Here is a 17,912-nt window from a genome sequence, read left to right on the forward strand (position 1 = left end):
CCGCCATTGTAGGCGATACTTGAGGGATGACTGCATCCGATGTGGCCGCGATCCTCGGCGCGGAGGGCCCGTTCGCCCGTGAAGTACCCGGTTTCGCGCCCCGCGAGGCGCAGGAGCGCATGGCCGGCGCGGTGGCCACGGCCATCGACGATCGCGATGTACTGATTGCCGAGGCCGGGACCGGCACAGGCAAGACCTTCGCCTACCTGGTTCCTGCCTTGATGTCGGGGCGCAAGGTCATTGTTTCCACGGGCACCAAGGCCTTGCAGGACCAACTGTTCTTCCGCGACCTGCCGCGCGTGCACGCGGTCCTGGGTAGCCGGGCCAAGACGAGCCTGCTCAAGGGCCGGGCCAATTACCTGTGCCTGTACCGGCTCGACCAGGCGGTTCGCGAGGGCAACCCCGATCGCCAGCTGGCCAGCCAGCTCTCGGCGATCCGGGCCTGGTCGGCGCGTACGCGTCGCGGCGACCGCATGGAAATGATCGACATCCCGGAGGATTCCCCGGTGTGGCCGCGCGTCACGTCCACGCCTGAGAATTGCCTGGGAACCGAGTGCCCCTTCTTCGACGACTGCCATGTGGTCAAGGCACGCCGGGAAGCGATGGAGGCCGATATCGTCGTGGTCAACCATCACCTGCTGATGGCCGACCTGGCCCTGAAGCAGGAGGGCTTCGGCGAGATCCTGCCGGGCGCGGATGCCTTCATCCTGGACGAGGCGCACCAGATTCCCGAGCTGGCCGGCCAGTTCTTCTCGCAGAGTGTCAGTGCGCGGCAGATGGTCGATCTCGCCCACGATGCGCTCGCCGAAGCGCAGGGCGTCACCGGCGCGACAAGCCAGTTGCTCGAACCGGTCGAGGTGGTGCAGGACCTGGTCAAGCGCCTGCGCCTGGCCATGGATCCGCTTCCCTCACGCGGGCCCTTCGGTGCGCTCGACCGCGACGAAGGGGTGCACGACCTCCTTGGCGAGCTACGCGAGGTGATGGCCGCGCTCGCCGATCTGCTGTCCTCGCTGGGCGAGCGCTCACGCGGATTGGCCAACGTGTTCGAGCGCGCCCAGATGCTCAGCTTGCGACTGGACCGCATTGCCGAGGAGCATTCGGCGTCCGACGTGCGCTGGTATGAAACCTGGCCGCGCGGATTCGCCCTGCACGCCACGCCGCTGGATCTCGCCACACCGTTGCGGGCGATGCGCATGGCGACGGACGCCGCGTGGATCCACACCTCGGCCACCTTGTCGATCGCCGGCGACTTCACGCACTTCGCCCGCCAGCTGGGTATCGAGGATCCGCAGACGCTGCATGTCGAGAGCCCGTTCGATTACCAACGCCAGGCGCTTGCCTACCTGCCGAAGGATCTCCCGGATCCGGCCGCACGCGATTACACCGACCGTGTCGTCGCGGCCATTCGCCCTGTGCTGGATGCATCCGATGGCCGTGCGTTCCTGCTGTTCACCTCGCACCGTGCGTTGCGCCGTGCGGCGGAGCTGCTGGAGGGTCGTGTGCCGTGGCCCTTGTTTGTCCAGGGCACCGCGCCGCGTCATCGCCTGCTCGAGGAATTCCGCGCCAGTGGCCGAGGGGTCCTGCTCGGTGCGGCGAGTTTCTGGGAAGGCGTGGACGTGGCCGGCGAAGCCCTCAGCGTCGTCGTCATCGACAAGCTGCCCTTCGCCATGCCGGACGACCCGGTCCTGCAGGCCCGGCTCGAGGCGCTCGAGGAAGCCGGCATCAATCCGTTCATGGGCTGGCAGGTGCCGACGGCGGTTATCGCGTTGAAGCAGGGCGCCGGGCGATTGATTCGCGACGTGCACGATCGCGGCGTGCTGGTGCTGTGCGATCCCCGGCTCAGCACGAAGGGTTACGGGCGGTTGTTCCTCGCCAGCCTGCCGCCGATGCCGCGCACACGCGAGCTCGCCGACGTCACCGCGTTCTTCGCCCCGGTGTCTCCCGAAGCCTGAACCGGCCCCGTTTCGCCCTTCGTTGCCCGCGCCTCGCCATGGTGGGCACCGATGGCGTACCCACGAGGGGCTCAGCATCCTTTCCGACACTCAGAAAGGGAGAGACCGATGTTTCGCTGGATGCAATCGATAACCGCCAAGGTGCTGGGCATCGGGCTGCTTGCGTTGCTCATGCTGATACCGCTGACACAGGCCGATGGCCTGGTGCGTGAGCGGCAGGAAATGCGCGATACCGCCGCCGCGCGGGTGGCCGACGGCTGGGGTGGCCCCCAGGTGATCGGCGGCCTGGTACTCGCCGTGCCGACACAGCGCGATACCCATGACGCCGCCGGTGCCGTCGCCAAGGTGGTCGACGGAACGGAAATCGTCCTTGCCGACGACCTGGACACGGTCGTCGATCTCGCCGTCGACAAGCGCTCATCCGGCATGTACGTCGTCCCGACCTATACCGGCGAAGTCACTATCCGTGGTCGTTTCCTGCCTGCCGATCTGCGTCGGTTCGCCGCCGAGACGGGCGCGACCTGGTTCACCGGCAAGTCGGAAATCCGCCTGTTGATTGCCGATACGCGGGGCCTGCAAGGCATCACTTCGGTCGTGGTCGATGGCCATGCGGTGCGCCTGGCGTCGTCGACGGCTCGCATGGGCTCGTACACCGTGCTGCCGGCACCGCTGGCGATCGATCCGGAGCGGGAATCGCCGGTCGAGTTCGAACTCAAGCTCAGTGTCGCCGGCACGGAGTCGTTCTCGTCGCTGCCGCTGGCGCGGACGAACGGCGTGCGGATGCGCTCGCCGTGGCCCGATCCCAGCTTCACCGGGTCCCTCTTGCCGACACGGCGCAGCGTTACGCCGGCAGGCTTCGACGCCGCCTGGAAAATCCTCGACCTCAACCGCGCGTACGGGCAGCACTGGGATGCGACAAACCGCGAGGTGTCCGATCGCCTCGAGGCGTCGGCCTTCGGCGTGCGGCTCTACCAACCCGGCGGGGTGTACCAGCAGAACGACCGGGCAGGGAAGTATGGCCTGCTCTTCATCGCGTTGACTTTCGTCGCCTTCTTCCTGTTCGAAGTGCTCAAGGGCCTGCGCCTGCATCCGGTGCAATACTTGCTGGTCGGCGCGGCCATGACCAGCTTCTACGTGCTCCTGCTGGCGTTGTCCGAGCAGATCGGTTTCGGTCCGGCCTATGCGGTCGCCGCGGCGGCGGTAGTGCTGATCGTGGGCGGTTACGCCATGGCCACCTTGCGCGCGCGGAGGGCCGGCCTTGCACTGGGCGGCGTTCTGGCCCTGGTTTACGCCATACTGTATGGCCTGATCGGCGCGGAACAGTACGCGCTGCTGATCGGTTCGGTCGTGCTCGTGGCAGTCATCGCGCTGCTGATGTACCTGACCCGCCGGATCGACTGGTACGCCCAGGGCGTGCCGCTCAACGCCACGTCGGAAACGCCATGAACTTCCTCGCCATCGAAACCTCCACGGAAGCCTGCTCGGTCGCCCTCGTCCACGGCGACGAAGTGATCGAGCGCAGCGAGATCGCCCCGCGCCGCCACGCCGAGCTCGTCCTGCCCATGGCCGATGCCTTGCTCGCCGAGGCAGGGCTGAGTCGCGAAGCACTCGACGGCATTGCGGTCGGTCGCGGCCCGGGTGCGTTTACCGGCGTGCGCCTGGGCATATCGCTGGCACAAGGCATGGCGATGGCGCTCGACGTACCTGTGGTCACGGTCTCGTCGCTGCAGGCACTGGCGCTGGAAGCTCCCGAGGACGACGCCGCGGTTCTCTCCGTCATCGACGCGCGCATGGGCGAGATCTATGTCGCCGCGTGGCGCCGTGAGGACAACGGCAGCATCACCCTGATCGATCGCGAGCGCGTCGATACCGCCGGCGCGCTGGTAGTGCCCGAGGCGACGGCATGGCACGTTGTCGGTACCGGTTGGGCCACGTACGAGGCGATCCTCCGCGAGCGCATCACGGCACCGATCCGTTCGGCGGATGGCGCGCGTTTTCCGCAGGCGCGGCACGTGGCCGAAGTGGCGGCGCGCGCGTTTCGCGACGGCGAGGCGGTGGCACCGGAGCTGGCCTTGCCGGTGTACCTGCGTGACAAGGTGGCTTTGACCCTGGTGGAGCAGGGTCGGGCGTGACCGGCACCTACAACGTTTGGTCTATGGCGAACGTTGGCCTCCGGTAATAACGTTTGACGCAGTTCGCCGAGATGGCGATGTACGGGCCCGCATGGATCGTTGCCGGATGCTATGGGCGGTCATACGGCGAAAGGAGTCGGCCACGAGCGGATCCGGCCCGCCACGTGTACGCGTTCGATCCCGACAAAGGAGTTGTCGACCATGCCTGAGCAGTGCTGCCACCCCATCGCCCCGCACAAGAAAGACAATGTGCCGGAGGGCTACATTTCAAACCTCATGCTGGACCGGGCGCTCGACGCGATCCTGCGCCGGGTGAAGAAATTCGACCGCGACCACGACATCCCCTATCTGGCCGGCTACAGCAACGACGGCCAGACCATCTACATCGATCGCCATCTTCCGCGCACGTTCGAGTACGAGGGCCGCACGATCGAAGTGGACCGCTACCTCATCTTGCACGAGGAAGTGGAGAAAGCGCTCATCGACCACCTGGATCTTCACTACCTGCACGCCCACCAGATCGCAACGCGCGCCGAAGAAGCGGCAGTGCGTGCCGACAACATCAGTTGGGACGTATACGACGCCTTCATGATGAAGTACGTCAAGCGGGTTGGTAGCGAAAAGTTGAGCAAGGTTCCGGGTGATCTGGACATCACTCCCTATCGAGACGAGCACGACAAGGAATTGATCGCCCGCATGGAGAAGGCGGCCGAAGGCGGACATCTGTTGACCCATCCGCATCACGGCAACAAGCTGCTTCACAAGGCAGTGACCGCACATATCGCAGCCCGGCAAGGCCGCGCTTGAGAGTGCGGCTCTGAACGAACGTCACGGAGGATACGACGATGACTGCACCTGAAGCGGGGGGGTACTGGCCACTGCCGCGCCGTCATCCGGACGACAAGTCCGACCCGGTCGAGCTGCTCGTCGACATCACGTTCGTACTTGCGCTATCCCAGGCGGGCAGCCTTATGCGCACGGAGCCAGGCGCGACGGGTGTATATCACGCACTGGCAACGCTGGCGATCGTGGTCGTGCTTTGGCAAATCAGTGTGAACGCGGTCACCTACGCGGACGTCCGGTCGCCGATGATGAAATTGCTGCTGGTCGCGCAGACTGGCACGTTCCTGGCGTTGGCCATCTGTTTGCCCGAAGCGTTCACCAGTCGACCTGGCGGACTGAACGGACCGGTGCTGTTCGCCGCGGTAGTCACCGTTACGGTGCTGATCGAGACCTTGAAATGGGTCTATGCATGCGCGAGTCCAAGACATATCGGCAACGTGGGTGCATTCATAGCGGGTTACTGGATGTTGGCGGCGCTGGTGTGGCGCTCGGTATGGGCCGAGGGAAGTGCCAAGACAAGCATGGTGTTCCTCGGTTATCTCGCGATGATGGCCATGGTCTACAGTACCGTCATGCCTACCTATCGATGGCTTCGCGTCGGCATTGTTGAAGGTTGGCATTGCGGCGGTGTGCGGGCATACGCCGAGCGATCCGCGGCGGGGTATACGGTGGCGTGTTGCCTGAGCCTGGAGTTGCTCGAACAGGTCGGTCAGGCCGCCGCGATTACCCCCGCCATGCTGACCCTCGTGCTCGCCGCACTGATGATTGCCTATGTGATGTATCGGCTCTACAAGCCGCTGGTGGAGCCCGCCCGCTGGGCCAACGATGCGAAGAACTCCACGCTTGGTCTGGGTCGCAAGCTGATACTCAACTTCGGTTACACCGCCGGACACATGCTGATGTTCGGCGGCCTGGTGGTTTCCGCCGGGGCGTTGCGCCTTGTCTTCATCGACTTGACCGCCAGCGAAACCGGTTCATTCGATTCGTCGATTGCAACCCCGGCACTGATCGAGCTGTATGTCGGTATTGCAGGGTGCCTGTTTGGGCAAGCGCTGTTCTCTTTCACGGCAATCTGGCGACCGGATCTCTTACGGCTCGGTGGTGTGGCGCTGTTGGTCGGAGGGTTGCCGTTGCTGATCGGGAAACCCGTGTTTGTTCCCGTGCTGACCTTGCTCTGTCTATGCACAGGCGTGCTCTATCTCGAGCGACTCAAAGTCACACGGGCGCATGTCGCCGTGCGTACGGCCGAAGCAAGGGCACTGGCCGGCGCACCCACTGCCACCGTGCAAGCCGCCGGAGTGCCGTAGTCGTGGTGCAGGTGCCGCATCGTCGCCGCTGGCGCCCCGCCGTTCGCTTCACGGCGGGCGATCACGAGCTCTCCGGTTTCGAGCTGCTGTTCGACGTGATGGCCGCGTTCGCATTCTCGCAAACCGATGTGCTTGTGCTCAGTGACCAAACCGCCGAAGGTGCACTGCGCGGCCTGCTGGTACTCGTCATGCTGTGGGGTTGCTGGATGACCTATGTGTGGGCGGCCAATACCGCCGACGCCGACGAAGGCACGGTGCGCACCACGCATATTGCGGCGTTGGCCGGCCTGGTGTTTCTGGGCATGGCCATGCCTCGTGCGTTCATCGAGCCAGGCTTCAACTCGCGTGTGATGGTGTTTCTCGCGGCCTACGTGTTGATACGTGCATCGTCGGCATTTGTGTTGTGGGTGATTCACGGCCATGCGGCCGGGCGACGCCCGTGGGTGGTGCTGGGCGCGTCCCTTGCCACAGCGCTTTTGATCGGCGCGTCCACCTCGATGCCGGCTAGCGAACGCATCCCCTTCTGGTTGGGCGGGTTGACCTGCGAAACCATTGCGGTGCTCGCCTTCACCTATCACTGGACCGTGGTAGCGCCTGGACATCTGGCGGAACGCTTCGGCTTCATCATCATTATTGGTCTGGATATGTCATTGGGCGGCATGGGACGCCAGATGTATGGCGAGCCGATAGGTATCGAGCAGTTGCTATTGATTGGATTTGCACTGATCTCATGCACCGTGATGTGGTGGTTGTATTTCGACCTGCTCAGGCACTACGCCGAACATCGGATGCATCGTGCCCATCCCCACCATCAGCGTACTGCGCATCACAAGCTGGCCCGTACCCACTACAACCTGTTGCATCTGATTGCGATGGCGGGCATGGTGGCCTTCGGGCTCGGGTTGCGCACCATTGCCGACGAATTGCGGCATCTGCATGCCGGCCATTTCGGGGCGCCGCTGACGCCGCTGCTGGCCACGGTGCTTGGTGGTGGGTTGGCCGTTTATACGTTGGCCATCACGGTGATGTGGATATTATTGGGACGTAAATCACATGCCGCCAATTTCGCCGTAGTCGTAGCCTCCTTGAGTGCGATTCCGTTCTTGATCGGTCAGCCGGCACTGTGGGGTCCGCTGGTACTCGGCGTTATCGGCCTGGTGTTGCTCGCCGCCGAGGTCATGGGGCGGGCAACTCGCTCGGAACGGACGACTATCAAACAAGAACTGGCGTTGAAGGTACACGTACCGAACGCGCACGATGCTGCGCCAGCTTCCGGCACGGACAATTGGCATGTACGCCTGGCAGCGGTGCGTCGCTCCAACGCCGATGTTCGGCATCGGCACGGCAATGCTGCACTGGCGGCGCATCTGAGTGGCGCGGGTCTTGACAACCACAGCTTCGATCGCGGGTTCGATCTGCTCGATACCCATGGCGTTGGCGCTATCACCTGGACCGATTTCACCCTTCTGATTCACCGCGTGAAGACCGACCGGGATATGGTGGACACCGATATCGGTCATCGAGCCGAACGCGCTTATCGTCATTTGTGGACTGCCATGTGCGATGCGGTGGATATCGACCACGACCACCTCGTGACGCGCGAAGAATACATCGCGTACATGACGGCCGTGGCTAACGATCACCCCATCGATCACCGTAAGGACGGTCGCCTTACGCTAATCGAGTTGGCCGAGAAAACGCTGGAGCAGTTTCAGTACGCTCCGAGGCAAGCCCCTGGTATGTGATGATTCGGCTTGGACCACGCGACTCGATGCTACGTCGCCACGTTCGGCGAAGGCCAGCGCCGCGCCTACAACCTTTGGCCTATGGCGCGTGCTGGGGTTCCGGCCTACGGTTCTCCCACGCCCCAGCGGGGCGATATGCCGGCGCGAACGGATCGACGCCGGGTGCAAGGGACACGCACGCGACGAAAGGAATCGGCCATGGAATTCAGGCACTCGAAAGCATCGAAAGCATCCGGGTTAAAGGTAGGCGGCGCGCGCCGTCAGGGTGAGATCGACCCCTCGTTCGGCAGCAACGGCACGTTCGATGTCACGATCGGTGGATACCCGACGCCGGTGCCGAACGAGATCGGCGCGGTGCGTGCGCTGGCCCGCGTCCACGATGGAAATATCCTGCTCGCCCTCGGCGCGAAGGACGAACACTGGCAATACGCATTGGCCCGGCTCACACCCGACGGGGCGCTCGACACGACGTTCGGTCAGGAAGGTGAAAACGGCAAGACCGGCTTCGTCGTCGGCGCACTGCCAATCGACCTGAGCATGAACGGCAGTCAGGCGTGGCCCGCTCCCGATCGCTCGACCGTGCTTGTCGTGACGTCGCAGTACGGCGGCATGTGGACGCTCGTTCGTCACACGCCCGACGGATCGCTGGACACGGCGTTCGGCACGTACGGCTACGTCAACCTGGATGCGATCCGGCCGGCTGGCGAACCTTCCGTCGTCAGGGGATTCGTCGTTCCGGGCCCCGGGCACGACTTCTTCTTCGTCGGCAGTACGAAAGACGCGGACGGCAACTACGCGGGCGGTATCGTGTTCCGCTTCGATGCGTCGGGTCGCTTGAATCCCGGCTTCGCCGGAAAGGGCTATGTGTTCGTCGACGTTCCGCTGCGTCCGGCCGGGCGTATCACGGACGCCGTGGTCCAGGGCGATGGAAAGATCGTCCTGAGCACGGCGACCACCTCGGGGAATGGGCGCATCGTGCGTCTGCTTCCGACGGGGGAACCGGATCCGGGTTTCGGAACGAACGGTGTGTTCGTCGTCGCGGGCGACAGCGCCGATCGCAACGAGATCGAAAAACTCGCCTGGTCGAAAGAGGCCGGATTGTGGGGCGTGGGGACCATCATGACCCGTAAGCCGTTGGTCGGGCTGTTGGTCGCGCTGGACGATAGCGGGACGATTCCCGCCAGCTTCAACGGCGGCAGACTGCTGGAAATCGACTACGGCAGCACCGGCCACAATGACGGCATCGGCATCCCCCTCCATCTCCAGACCTCGGCTGACGGCGGCGTCATGGTGGTCGGCAGTCCTTATTCCGATGGGTCGACGGCATCGAGGAAGGCGCTGGTGGGGAAGCATCTGCCCTCGGGTGCGCTCGACCCGTCCTTCGGTCACACCGACGATTCGGGTACTCCCCAGGGCTTCTACACCGTCGACCTGGCGCGAGAGGGATACAACTTCATTTTCTTCGGTGTCGATCTCACCGAGGATCACGTCGTTTTCGAGATTCTGAACGGCGACGGTGGGGGCGGTACGAATCCAGATCGCCTGACCGTGGAGAGCTACTTCGCTACCTGAGATCGGCGTGGGGCGGCGGCCGACGCCGTCTCAATGCGACACCACCACGGCTTCGATCACCGCGCACACATGTTCGAAAGCGTCGTCATCCAGCCACAGGCTGTTCGTCACGGTCATCGTTCGTGCGGCGAAGTCGCGTGCCTGGGGAACGTCCTCGCCACCCGGCATCGTTTCGAGGTACGCATAGTCCGGCAGTGCATGGATGAACATGCGCGCCACGCCGTGGCGCGACGACCACAGCCTGAGCAGTACGGCATCTCGCATCGCTTCGTCCGGCAGGCGAAGCATGAGGTAGGGCCAGGTGCCGCCCTCATCGGCGAATACGTGGACACCGGGAATCTGGCCAAGGCGTGCCACGCGTGAGCGCGCCTGCGCGGTGGTCGCCTCGATGAACGCCGGCAGGCGCCCGAAGGCGCGCGCGCCGACGCTCTGCCGCCAGCGGCCGACGCGATGCAGCGGGAAGTCGGCGCTGAAATGTTCGCCGGCGGCCGAAAGCAGGTCGCCACGGCGGAGGGCGCGCCGTAGCGGGCCACCGTACGCCAGGCCAAGACCGCCGGGGCGGTAGAACAGGCTGTAACCGGCCAACTCCAGGGAACGGCGCAGCTCCCAGCCCGGATTCCAGGCGGCGATGCGCTTCGAGGTCTGGCGAAAAAGGGCGCGAAGCGATTCGTCCCGCGCCACGAGCAGGCCGCCTTCGAAGATCGAAAGCCCCTTGCCCGCGGCCAGGCTGAAAAAGCCGATGTCGCCACGCGTGCCCGCGTAGCCGCCGTCGATGCGCGCGCCGAGTGCCTGCGCGGCGTCCTCGATGGTGACGGCGCCGACGCCATGGGCGATAACGCTGGCGCTGGCGACGTCGGCGAGGCGGCCGCCAAGGTGGGTAGGCATGACGGCGAGGGTCTGCTCGCCGCATGCCGCGGCCAGGCGCTGCGGATCCATGTCGAAATGGCCCGCGCACAGGTCGACCAGCCGCGGCACCAGGCCGGCCCGACGGATCGCCAGGGGAACGAGCGGGCAGGTGAAGGCGGGAATGGCCACCTCGCGCCGGCCCGGTGCGGCTCCGGCCAGGGCGGTGAGTGCCACGGTGAGGGCGGCGGTGCCGGAGCACTCCAGCTGGACCTCTTCCACGCCCAGCCAGGTCGCGGCGAGCGCGGTCAGCGGCGCGGCGGAGGAGCAACGGAGGTCGGCCAGGCCCAACGGCAGGCCTGCGGTAGGTGGCGCTTCGGACTCAGGCCGGAACCACATGGTTCGCCACTCCCTCGCCGCCTTCGGCGAAGGCCAGGCAGACGATGCCGGCGACGATGGCCGTCGCGCCGATGACCTGGGTGGTCGTGACCTGTTCGGCGAAGACCCACCAGGAGAGCGCCATCACGCTCACCACCTCAAGGTGCGAGGCGGCGAAGGCAGGGCCGATCGGCGCGTGCTTGAGCAGACTCATCCAGGTGAGGAAGGCGCCGATGTAGCCGACGATAGCGCCGTAGATCCACGGGTAGGAGAACACACGGGCAAGCCATGCCGTGCTCATTTCCACCGGCAGCGCATGCGTGCCGGCGAACTTGAAGCAGATGAGGTTGAGCGTGTCGAAGGCCAGCAGCAGCGTGAAGCCGATGAGGTAGAAGCGCTTCATGAGCCCGCCCCGACGATGGCGACGCCCGCGGCGACCAGGAGGATGCCGGTGACCCGTAACGGGCTGAGCCGTTCGCGGAAAAGGAAGCGCCCGGCGATCATGATCGCGACGATGTTGATCGAGCCCAGCAGTACGCCTTCGGACAGCGGCACCAGGGAGAGGAAGGCGATCCAGACGACGAATTCGGCCACGTAGCAGCCGATGCCCGTCCAGATCCAGGGCCGCGCGAGCATGTAACGCCAACGGGCCAGCCCGTCGCCGGCGCGATCGTCGCCGGCGGCTGCCTTGAACGCGAGCTGGCCGCCCGTGTCGAGCACGACGTTGGCGATCCACAACGCGAGGACCAGGCCATGCATCGGATCAGGCCGCCATGCGCGTGGGTCGCGCGTCGCGAGCGATGCGCCCGAAGAAGTCCGCCGTTCGCTCGATGAGCATGCGACGCTCGCGGTCGATCGTGATCATGTGGTAGCTGTCGCCGAGCAGGAGCATCTCGATCGGCCCGCGCACACGGCGCGCGACGAGGTCCGCATTGGCGACGCTGGCCACGTCGTCGTCCGCCGCGTGGGCGACGAAACAGGGTGCGACGACATCGTGCAGCCGTCGCCGCACATCGCGTGAAAGCACCACCATCTCGGCGAGCGCATGCCAGGGATTGCCGGGCAGGCCGGCCGCTTCGCTGTCGCCGGAGAACATCGCGGCGCTCACCTGCGCGCGGAGACGTTCGTCGCGGATGCCGTACGGAGGCTGCTCGATGAAGCTGCGATGCCTGCCGATACCCAGGCGTTTGAACATGGGCAACAGGAAGGACAGCTTGCCGGTCCAGGGGATCGACCAGCCGTCGTAGCGGAAGGTGGCACCGAACACGCCGACCCCGTCGACCCAGTCGGGACGGATGGCGGCGAGGCGCAAGGCGAGCAGCGCGCCCATCGACAGTCCGGCGACGAACACGCGGTCCACTCGCCCGCGAAGTTCTTCGGCGGCGGCTTCGACGCTGGCGTACCAGTCTTCCCATGTAGTCGCGAGAAGGTCTTCCTCGCTGCCGCAATGGCCGGCCAGGCGGACGCCGACGACGGTGAACCCGGCCCGATTGAGGCCCTTGCCGACCATTCGCATCTCGGTGGGCGTGCCGGTCAGGCCATGGATCAGCAGGACACCGTCACGCCCGCCGTCGAATCGAAATTCTGCCGCGTTGCTCACAGTTGGTCCTCGTATCCTGGATTGCTCATGAGGTGCATGGTCTCAGTGCGTGGTTTCACTGGGCTTTCCAGTGACCGCGGGGAACCGTACCTCGACCCGAAGGCCGCCCGAGGCCGCATGCAGGAAGCTCACCCGGGCGGCGTGGCGCTCGGCGATACTCTCGACGATGGCCAGGCCCAGCCCGGTGCCGTCCTCGTCGCTGCCCGGGACGCGGAAGAACCGTTCGCCCAGCAGGGCGAGGAAGGCGTCGGCGACCCCGGGGCCATCGTCGTCGACGGCAAGCACCAGCTCACCCACGTCGCGAGACAGCGAGACCGTTACGGTGCAGCCCCGCCCGGCGTAGTGGAACGCGTTGTCGACCAGGTTGTCGATGATCTCCTGGACCTGGAGCGAGTCGCCGCGTACGAGGCACTCTCCTTCGATGCCTTCGTAGCCGAGGTCTACGCCGATGGTGAGCGCCTGGTGCACTCGCGCACCCACGGCCTCGGGCACCACCGTGGCAAGGTCGATGACCGCCATGCCGTCGTGGTCGGGGAGGTCGGGCGCCTGGGTGCGCGTCAGCGCAAGCAGCTGCGCCGATGTCCGCGCGGCGCGTGCGGCCAGGCGATGCACGTGACCGAGGGCATCGGTCCGCTGGGTGGGGTCGCTGGCACCGTCGAGCGATTCCACATGCAGCTGGATGCCCGCCAGTGGCGTCCGCAGCTGGTGCGCGGCATCGGCGATGAAGCGCTCCTGCAGGCCGAGCATATTGCGCATCCGTGCGAACAGGTCGTCGATGGTGCGGGTGAGTGGCAGGATCTCGATCGGAACGTCTTCCTCGCCGATCGGGCCGAGGTCGTGCCCGCGCCGGCTCAGGCGTGCCGTCAGTGGGTCGAGCACTCTCAGGCCGTAGCTGACGCCGAACCAGACCAGGCACAGCACCGCGACGATCAGCAGGGCCTGCATAGGCAGGGTGAGGAACAGGATTTCACGAGCGCGGGTGTGCCGGTCGCGCAGGCTCTCGGCCACGGTGATCGTGAGGAGGTCGCCGGGTTCGTGGCGGTTGCTCACCCGCATGACCGCCGCGCGCAAGGGCTTCCGGCCAAGCGCGGTATCGTAGAGCCGAGGGGGTCCGTCGACGGGGACACTGCCTTCGGGACCGGCGAGTTCGGCGTTGCCGATGAGCCGACCGTGCCGCTCGCTGAAGACCGTGTAGTAATTGCGTCCGTCGGGATCGTATTCGAGCAGGAAACGCGCCTGGGCGGTGAGCTCGCCGCGCAGGGCGTCATTGCCGAGCATCTCGGACAGGGTCAGCGCCGAGTCGGACAGATCCGAGTCGTGCAAGCGATTCGAGTAGGCCAGGGCGACGAAATAGCCGATCACCGCGTCGAGCAACAGCACGCCGAGCACGGGCACCAGCAGGAAGGTCAGCAGCCGACGGCGCAGGCTCGGTCGCGGTGGACGGTAGCCCGCGTGGCGGCGTTCAGGCATCCGCGGCTTCTTCGAGCAGGTATCCCAGACCGCGGATGGTGCGCACGCTGGTGCCCGAGCCGCCGAGCTTTCGGCGCAGTCGATGCAAGGCGATATCCAGGCCGTTGTCGGTGAGGTCTTCGTCCCAGTTGCACAAGGCCTCGACGAGCTGTGCGCGACTGGTCACCTTGTCCGCGCGAATGGCGAGCGCCTCGATCAGGCCGAACTCCCGGGCGGTGAGGTCGAGCGGGACGTCACCGATCCAGGCGCGGTGACCGGGGATGTCCAGGCGCAGCCGGCCGATGCGGAACTCCGGCGTGCCATTGCTGGTGCGGCGGCGGAGCAGGGCACGCACGCGCGCGTCGAACTCGACCAGGGCGAATGGCTTCACCAGGTAATCGTCGGCGCCCAGATCCAGCACGCGCACACGTTCCTTCAGGCCTTCGCGTGCGGTGACCACCAGCACAGGCAAGCTGGCACCGCGCTTTCGCGCTCGTGCAAGGACCTCGCTGCCATCGAGCAGGGGCAGGCCCAGGTCGAGAACCAGCAGGTCGTAGTCGTGGTCGCGCAGGGCGTTGTCTGCGCTGGCGCCATCGGGGACATGGTCCACGGCGTGGCCACCCTGTTCGAGGGAGGAACGCACGGCCGCGGCGATGGCGGCGTCGTCTTCGGCTAGGAGGATTCGCATGGTCGTGAAGGATACGCCCCGGAACGACGTCCACGCACGCTGTCACGGCAGCATTTTCGGCGCCATTCACGTTGCCGGCGCTGCTCAGGGGGCGAAAGGCGGGTCGCTTCGCCCCCCATGCGGCCACGTTGGGAGCCGCTTCGGCAGCGATGGTACCGTCACGTGCAGCCGTCAGACGACGACCAACCTCACCTTCCCATCGACGAACCCTTCGACACGCAAGGCCGTGAGATCGGCGATCCACTCGACGTTATCGGGGATCTCTTCCGGATGATCTCCGGCGATGGCGATGACGCGTGCACCGGCGGCGAGTCCCGCCTCGATGCCTGCTTTGGCATCCTCGAACACCAGGGTGTCCTTCGGATCGGCATGCAGCCGTTTCGCGCCCAGGAGATAGCCTTCCGGATCGGGCTTGCCGTTGGTGACGATCTCGCCCGTGACCATCCGTGGCGGCGGAACGATACCGGCGGCGCCGAGGCGGGCATGGGCCAGGACGGTGTCGGCCGAGGTGACGACGGTCCATGCCGAGGGGGGCAAGGCAGCGAGGAGGGCGTGCGCGCCGGGAATCTGCACGATGCCGTCGACATCTTCGACCTCTTCGCGATACAGGCGCCGGTACACCGCGTCGATATCCATGCCGGGTCTGGCGAACATCTTCACCGAGTCCATCATGCGCACACCGTGCAGGCGCGGCAGTACTTCGTGCCAGTCGATACCGTTCTGGTCGCACCAGCGTTTCCAGATCTTCTCCACGACGACACGCGAATCGATCAGGGTGCCGTCCATGTCGAAGAGCAATGCACGGGCCTCGATCACCGTGCCCGATTCAAGTCGCATGACGCCTCCAGAAGGGGGAAAGACTCAACACGTGGGGACGTGTACGGCCTTTCACCATACCGGAGGGCGTCGATTCCGTCAGCGTGCAGCCTGGACCGCGTGGTTGCGAATGGCCTCGGCGAGAATGCCGTTCACTTCCTCCGTCGCCTTGCGCGCGGCCTCGGCCTGACGACGGCCCCATTCGGCCTGGGTCTTCCCCTGCATCGCACGCAACTGGCCGATCTGGGCCATATTCTGCGCGATGGCGGCCTGCTCATGGCTGAGTGCGGCGTGACCGGCAGCATAGGCGGCGGCGTCACGTGGCCGGCTCGGGTCGCTTTCCCGGACAGCGAGATCGGCCTGGCGTTCGGCGAGCTTGGCCATCTGCTGGTCGAGGACGGCCTGCTGGCGGTCGAGTTCCCACTGCTTGTCGGCGCTCATCGCGCCCATGTTGGCGGGCTTCTCGCTACGGGCGAAGGCGGCGGTGATTCTTTTCACGTACGCGGGATCGCGTAGCACCCAGGCCTGGTCGCCGTTGCGGAACCACACGTAGCGTGCCGAGCCGTCGCTTTGTGCCTTGGCGTGACGGATGTCGCTGCTGCTTCCGTTGATGACGCTGACACCATCGCCGAAGAAGACCAGGGCGTGTGAGGACATGCCGTCGCGGATATCCATCGGTGGCATGGGGGCGGGTGGTGCCGGAGGCATAGGCATCGCATACGCGGCGGGCGCGGGTTCGGGGATGCCGACGTCGTCCGGCGAGGCAGGGGCGGCCGGGGTGGCGGGTGCTGGCGGGGCGGCCGGTGCGGCGGGATCAGCAGGCGCAGCCGGCCGTGCGGAGGTATGGACGAGGCTGCGTTGGGCGCCGCCGTCGGCGGCAACGACACGCCAGGGCATCACGCCGACGATGGCGATGGCGATGACGAGCGAGATGGTGAGCACGCGCGGCGGCGCGTCGGTAGCGTGACCGAGCATGTCGAGTCTCCTCTTGAGCGTCTGGAAGGTGGGCGAGGCGCCCGGCAGGGCATGGTGCGGATGCGGCGCGACGCCGAGGCGGAGCAGCAGGCGTCCATAACTCTTTGGCGCCTGCCGGCCACGCGATACGACAAGGGCGTCGCAGGCGGCTTCACGGCACAAGGCGTACTCGCGTACCGCGTGGTGGACGACGGGGTGGAAGAAGAACAGCGTGCGCGCCGCGGCCGGCACCCATCCGAGCACGAGGTCGCCACGACGCACATGGGCCAGTTCGTGCATCAGCGCCATGTCGAGCTCGTCGTCGCCGAGGCGATCCTCCAGTGGCAGCAGGATGGTCGGGCGCCAGAGGCCGATCACCTGCGGCGAGTCCACTTCATCGGAGACGGCGAGCCGGGGTGAACGGCGCAAACCCAGCTCACGCGCACGGCGTGCGCAAAGCGTATCCACGCGAACGTCGTCATGCGGCATGGCGCGTCGGACGACGCCACGCAAGCGATACCAGCGCAGCGTGGCGACGGCGCATTGCACGAGGATCGCAGCCATCCATAGCGCGAGCAGGGCATCGGTCCAGGAGAAGGTCCAAACCGGGTCGGGAGCCACCGACGCGAGCCCGGCGTCGCCCAGGGCCGTCGTGCTCATCACGACCGCCGGTGCCGCAGCGGGGAGCAACGGCAGGCCGAGCACGGTGGGGCAGGCGAGCCCGACGACAAGCTGCGCACCGAGCAACCACCACAGCATGCTGCGTGCGGCGGCCGAAAGCGAGGGGACGAGCCGGCAGGTCGCATACACCACAGCGGCAAGCAGGGCGGCCTGTACGGATGCGTGGCCGAGGCGGGACAGCAATGCGTCGAGGAATGCGTCCACGTCAGCGCCCCTTCCGTCGCGACTGCAACGAGTCCACCAACGCTTCGAGTTCGGCCAGCTCGCTATCGCTTACCTGGCCACGCTCGGACATCCATGCGACGAAAGGCGAGACCGATCCTTGCAAGGTCTTCTCGACGAAGCGGGCCACGGCGCCGGTCATGACCTCGCCGGATTCGTTCGTGGCGCTGTAGCGGAAGGTGCCTTCGAGCTTGCGACGGCCGAGATAGCCCTTCGCGCGAAGGCGCTCCATCATCGTCAGCACAGTGGAACGTGCGAGGCCGCGCGGTTCGCCGTAGCCGGCGCACACTTCGGCCACGGTGCTCTTTGGCACCTCGGCGATGTACTGGAGCAGGGCGAGTTCCTGATCGCCAATGGTTTTCTTGCTCATGCCGACGCTCCTGACTACAGATGTAGGCAGCGTGCGCCTGACGACAGGTGTAGTCAAGCATGACCTTTGGCAGGGGCCACGAAAGAAAGGTTCTTCCCGGATTACCGGGGGCGGGCGCTGGGCATGCCGGGCATTCTTTCGCATCTCGCATCTCGCATCTCGCATCTCGCATCTCGCACCTTGCACATGGCTCGCCTGCGGCCTCGCGGGGCTCGGCTTCGCCATCGCTTTGTACACTTGGGCGTTTCGCGGGGAGACCTTGGCGCCCTGAAGTGGTCTAATTTTTCTGGACATCCCAAAGGGATTCGCAGCCAGAACGAGGTGAACCATGGGACGCAAAGACATTACGCAGGCTCAGCG

The 17,912-nt window shown here is 65.9% G+C and carries 16 protein-coding genes; 7 read left to right on the top strand and 9 right to left on the bottom strand.

From position 1 onward, the window contains the following. Positions 1-26 precede the first annotated feature (26 nt). The 7 genes from VM621_RS15485 to VM621_RS15515 all read left to right on the top strand — a co-directional run bounded on the left by VM621_RS15485 (position 27) and on the right by VM621_RS15515 (position 9,551). Positions 27-1,952 (top strand): ATP-dependent DNA helicase, encoded by a 1,926-nt coding sequence (locus tag VM621_RS15485; RefSeq protein ID WP_325469860.1) that lies wholly within the window; start codon positions 27-29, stop codon positions 1,950-1,952. A gap of 120 nt (positions 1,953-2,072) precedes the next feature. After that, complete coding sequence (gene creD / locus VM621_RS15490; RefSeq protein ID WP_325469861.1) at positions 2,073-3,398, top strand: cell envelope integrity protein CreD; 1,326 nt, start codon at positions 2,073-2,075, stop codon at positions 3,396-3,398. After that, the gene (gene tsaB, locus VM621_RS15495; RefSeq protein WP_325469862.1) at positions 3,395-4,084 is read left to right on the top strand and encodes a tRNA (adenosine(37)-N6)-threonylcarbamoyltransferase complex dimerization subunit type 1 TsaB; all 690 of its coding nucleotides are present in this window, start codon (positions 3,395-3,397) and stop codon (positions 4,082-4,084) included. Before creD ends, tsaB begins: the two co-directional genes overlap by 4 nt. 201 nt (positions 4,085-4,285) lie before the next feature. Next, on the top strand, positions 4,286-4,891 hold the full coding sequence (locus VM621_RS15500) for a hypothetical protein (protein WP_325469863.1): 606 nt from the start codon (positions 4,286-4,288) through the stop codon (positions 4,889-4,891). A 38-nt stretch (positions 4,892-4,929) separates the two neighbouring features. Next, entirely contained in the window at positions 4,930-6,234 is a 1,305-nt protein-coding gene (locus tag VM621_RS15505; RefSeq protein ID WP_325469864.1) for a low temperature requirement protein A, read from the top strand. Positions 6,235-6,236: 2 nt separating this feature from the next. After that, on the top strand, positions 6,237-7,979 hold the full coding sequence (locus tag VM621_RS15510; RefSeq protein ID WP_325469865.1) for a low temperature requirement protein A: 1,743 nt from the start codon (positions 6,237-6,239) through the stop codon (positions 7,977-7,979). A 198-nt stretch (positions 7,980-8,177) separates the two neighbouring features. Next, complete coding sequence (locus VM621_RS15515) at positions 8,178-9,551, top strand: hypothetical protein (RefSeq protein WP_325469866.1); 1,374 nt, start codon at positions 8,178-8,180, stop codon at positions 9,549-9,551. Between the two features lie 30 nt (positions 9,552-9,581). Here VM621_RS15515 and VM621_RS15520 read toward each other — a convergent pair whose 3' ends face one another. The 9 genes from VM621_RS15520 to VM621_RS15560 form a co-directional block, all read right to left on the bottom strand. After that, a complete protein-coding gene (locus tag VM621_RS15520) occupies positions 9,582-10,793 on the bottom strand; it encodes a DegT/DnrJ/EryC1/StrS family aminotransferase (RefSeq protein WP_325469867.1) in 1,212 nt (403 codons plus the stop codon). Then, entirely contained in the window at positions 10,777-11,175 is a 399-nt protein-coding gene (locus tag VM621_RS15525) for a DMT family transporter (protein ID WP_325469868.1), read from the bottom strand. Before VM621_RS15525 ends, VM621_RS15520 begins: the two co-directional genes overlap by 17 nt. After that, complete coding sequence (locus tag VM621_RS15530; protein WP_325469869.1) at positions 11,172-11,531, bottom strand: EamA family transporter; 360 nt, start codon at positions 11,529-11,531, stop codon at positions 11,172-11,174. The genes VM621_RS15525 and VM621_RS15530 overlap by 4 nt, the downstream gene beginning before the upstream one ends. A 4-nt stretch (positions 11,532-11,535) precedes the next feature. Beyond that, positions 11,536-12,372: an alpha/beta hydrolase gene (locus VM621_RS15535; RefSeq protein ID WP_325469870.1), complete on the bottom strand. Its 837-nt coding sequence runs from the start codon at positions 12,370-12,372 to the stop codon at positions 11,536-11,538. 42 nt (positions 12,373-12,414) lie between these two features. Then, positions 12,415-13,842, bottom strand: a complete 1,428-nt coding sequence (locus VM621_RS15540) for a sensor histidine kinase (protein ID WP_325469871.1) — start codon at positions 13,840-13,842, stop codon at positions 12,415-12,417. Then, entirely contained in the window at positions 13,835-14,509 is a 675-nt protein-coding gene (locus VM621_RS15545) for a response regulator (RefSeq protein ID WP_325469872.1), read from the bottom strand. The genes VM621_RS15540 and VM621_RS15545 overlap by 8 nt, the downstream gene beginning before the upstream one ends. Positions 14,510-14,680: 171 nt before the next feature. Next, positions 14,681-15,346, bottom strand: coding sequence for an HAD-IA family hydrolase (locus tag VM621_RS15550; RefSeq protein ID WP_325469873.1), 666 nt, complete (start codon positions 15,344-15,346; stop codon positions 14,681-14,683). 78 nt (positions 15,347-15,424) lie between these two features. Continuing rightward, complete coding sequence (locus VM621_RS15555; protein ID WP_325469874.1) at positions 15,425-17,164, bottom strand: M56 family metallopeptidase; 1,740 nt, start codon at positions 17,162-17,164, stop codon at positions 15,425-15,427. Between the two features lies 1 nt (position 17,165). Next, positions 17,166-17,552, bottom strand: a complete 387-nt coding sequence (locus tag VM621_RS15560) for a BlaI/MecI/CopY family transcriptional regulator (RefSeq protein ID WP_325469875.1) — start codon at positions 17,550-17,552, stop codon at positions 17,166-17,168. Positions 17,553-17,912: the final 360 nt, after the last annotated feature.

Origin of the sequence: Luteibacter sp. (genome assembly GCF_035539195.1) — a bacterium.
Lineage (GTDB): Bacteria > Pseudomonadota > Gammaproteobacteria > Xanthomonadales > Rhodanobacteraceae > Luteibacter.

Coding starts and splice junctions, on each gene's coding strand:
- VM621_RS15485 (WP_325469860.1), top strand. CDS start 27: ATGACTGCATCCGATGTGGCCGCGATCCTCGGCGCGGAGGGCCCGTTC.
- creD (WP_325469861.1), top strand. CDS start 2,073: ATGCAATCGATAACCGCCAAGGTGCTGGGCATCGGGCTGCTTGCGTTG.
- tsaB (WP_325469862.1), top strand. CDS start 3,395: ATGAACTTCCTCGCCATCGAAACCTCCACGGAAGCCTGCTCGGTCGCC.
- VM621_RS15500 (WP_325469863.1), top strand. CDS start 4,286: ATGCCTGAGCAGTGCTGCCACCCCATCGCCCCGCACAAGAAAGACAAT.
- VM621_RS15505 (WP_325469864.1), top strand. CDS start 4,930: ATGACTGCACCTGAAGCGGGGGGGTACTGGCCACTGCCGCGCCGTCAT.
- VM621_RS15515 (WP_325469866.1), top strand. CDS start 8,178: ATGGAATTCAGGCACTCGAAAGCATCGAAAGCATCCGGGTTAAAGGTA.
- VM621_RS15520 (WP_325469867.1), bottom strand. CDS start 10,793: ATGTGGTTCCGGCCTGAGTCCGAAGCGCCACCTACCGCAGGCCTGCCG.
- VM621_RS15525 (WP_325469868.1), bottom strand. CDS start 11,175: ATGAAGCGCTTCTACCTCATCGGCTTCACGCTGCTGCTGGCCTTCGAC.
- VM621_RS15530 (WP_325469869.1), bottom strand. CDS start 11,531: ATGCATGGCCTGGTCCTCGCGTTGTGGATCGCCAACGTCGTGCTCGAC.
- VM621_RS15540 (WP_325469871.1), bottom strand. CDS start 13,842: ATGCCTGAACGCCGCCACGCGGGCTACCGTCCACCGCGACCGAGCCTG.
- VM621_RS15545 (WP_325469872.1), bottom strand. CDS start 14,509: ATGCGAATCCTCCTAGCCGAAGACGACGCCGCCATCGCCGCGGCCGTG.
- VM621_RS15550 (WP_325469873.1), bottom strand. CDS start 15,346: ATGCGACTTGAATCGGGCACGGTGATCGAGGCCCGTGCATTGCTCTTC.
- VM621_RS15560 (WP_325469875.1), bottom strand. CDS start 17,552: ATGAGCAAGAAAACCATTGGCGATCAGGAACTCGCCCTGCTCCAGTAC.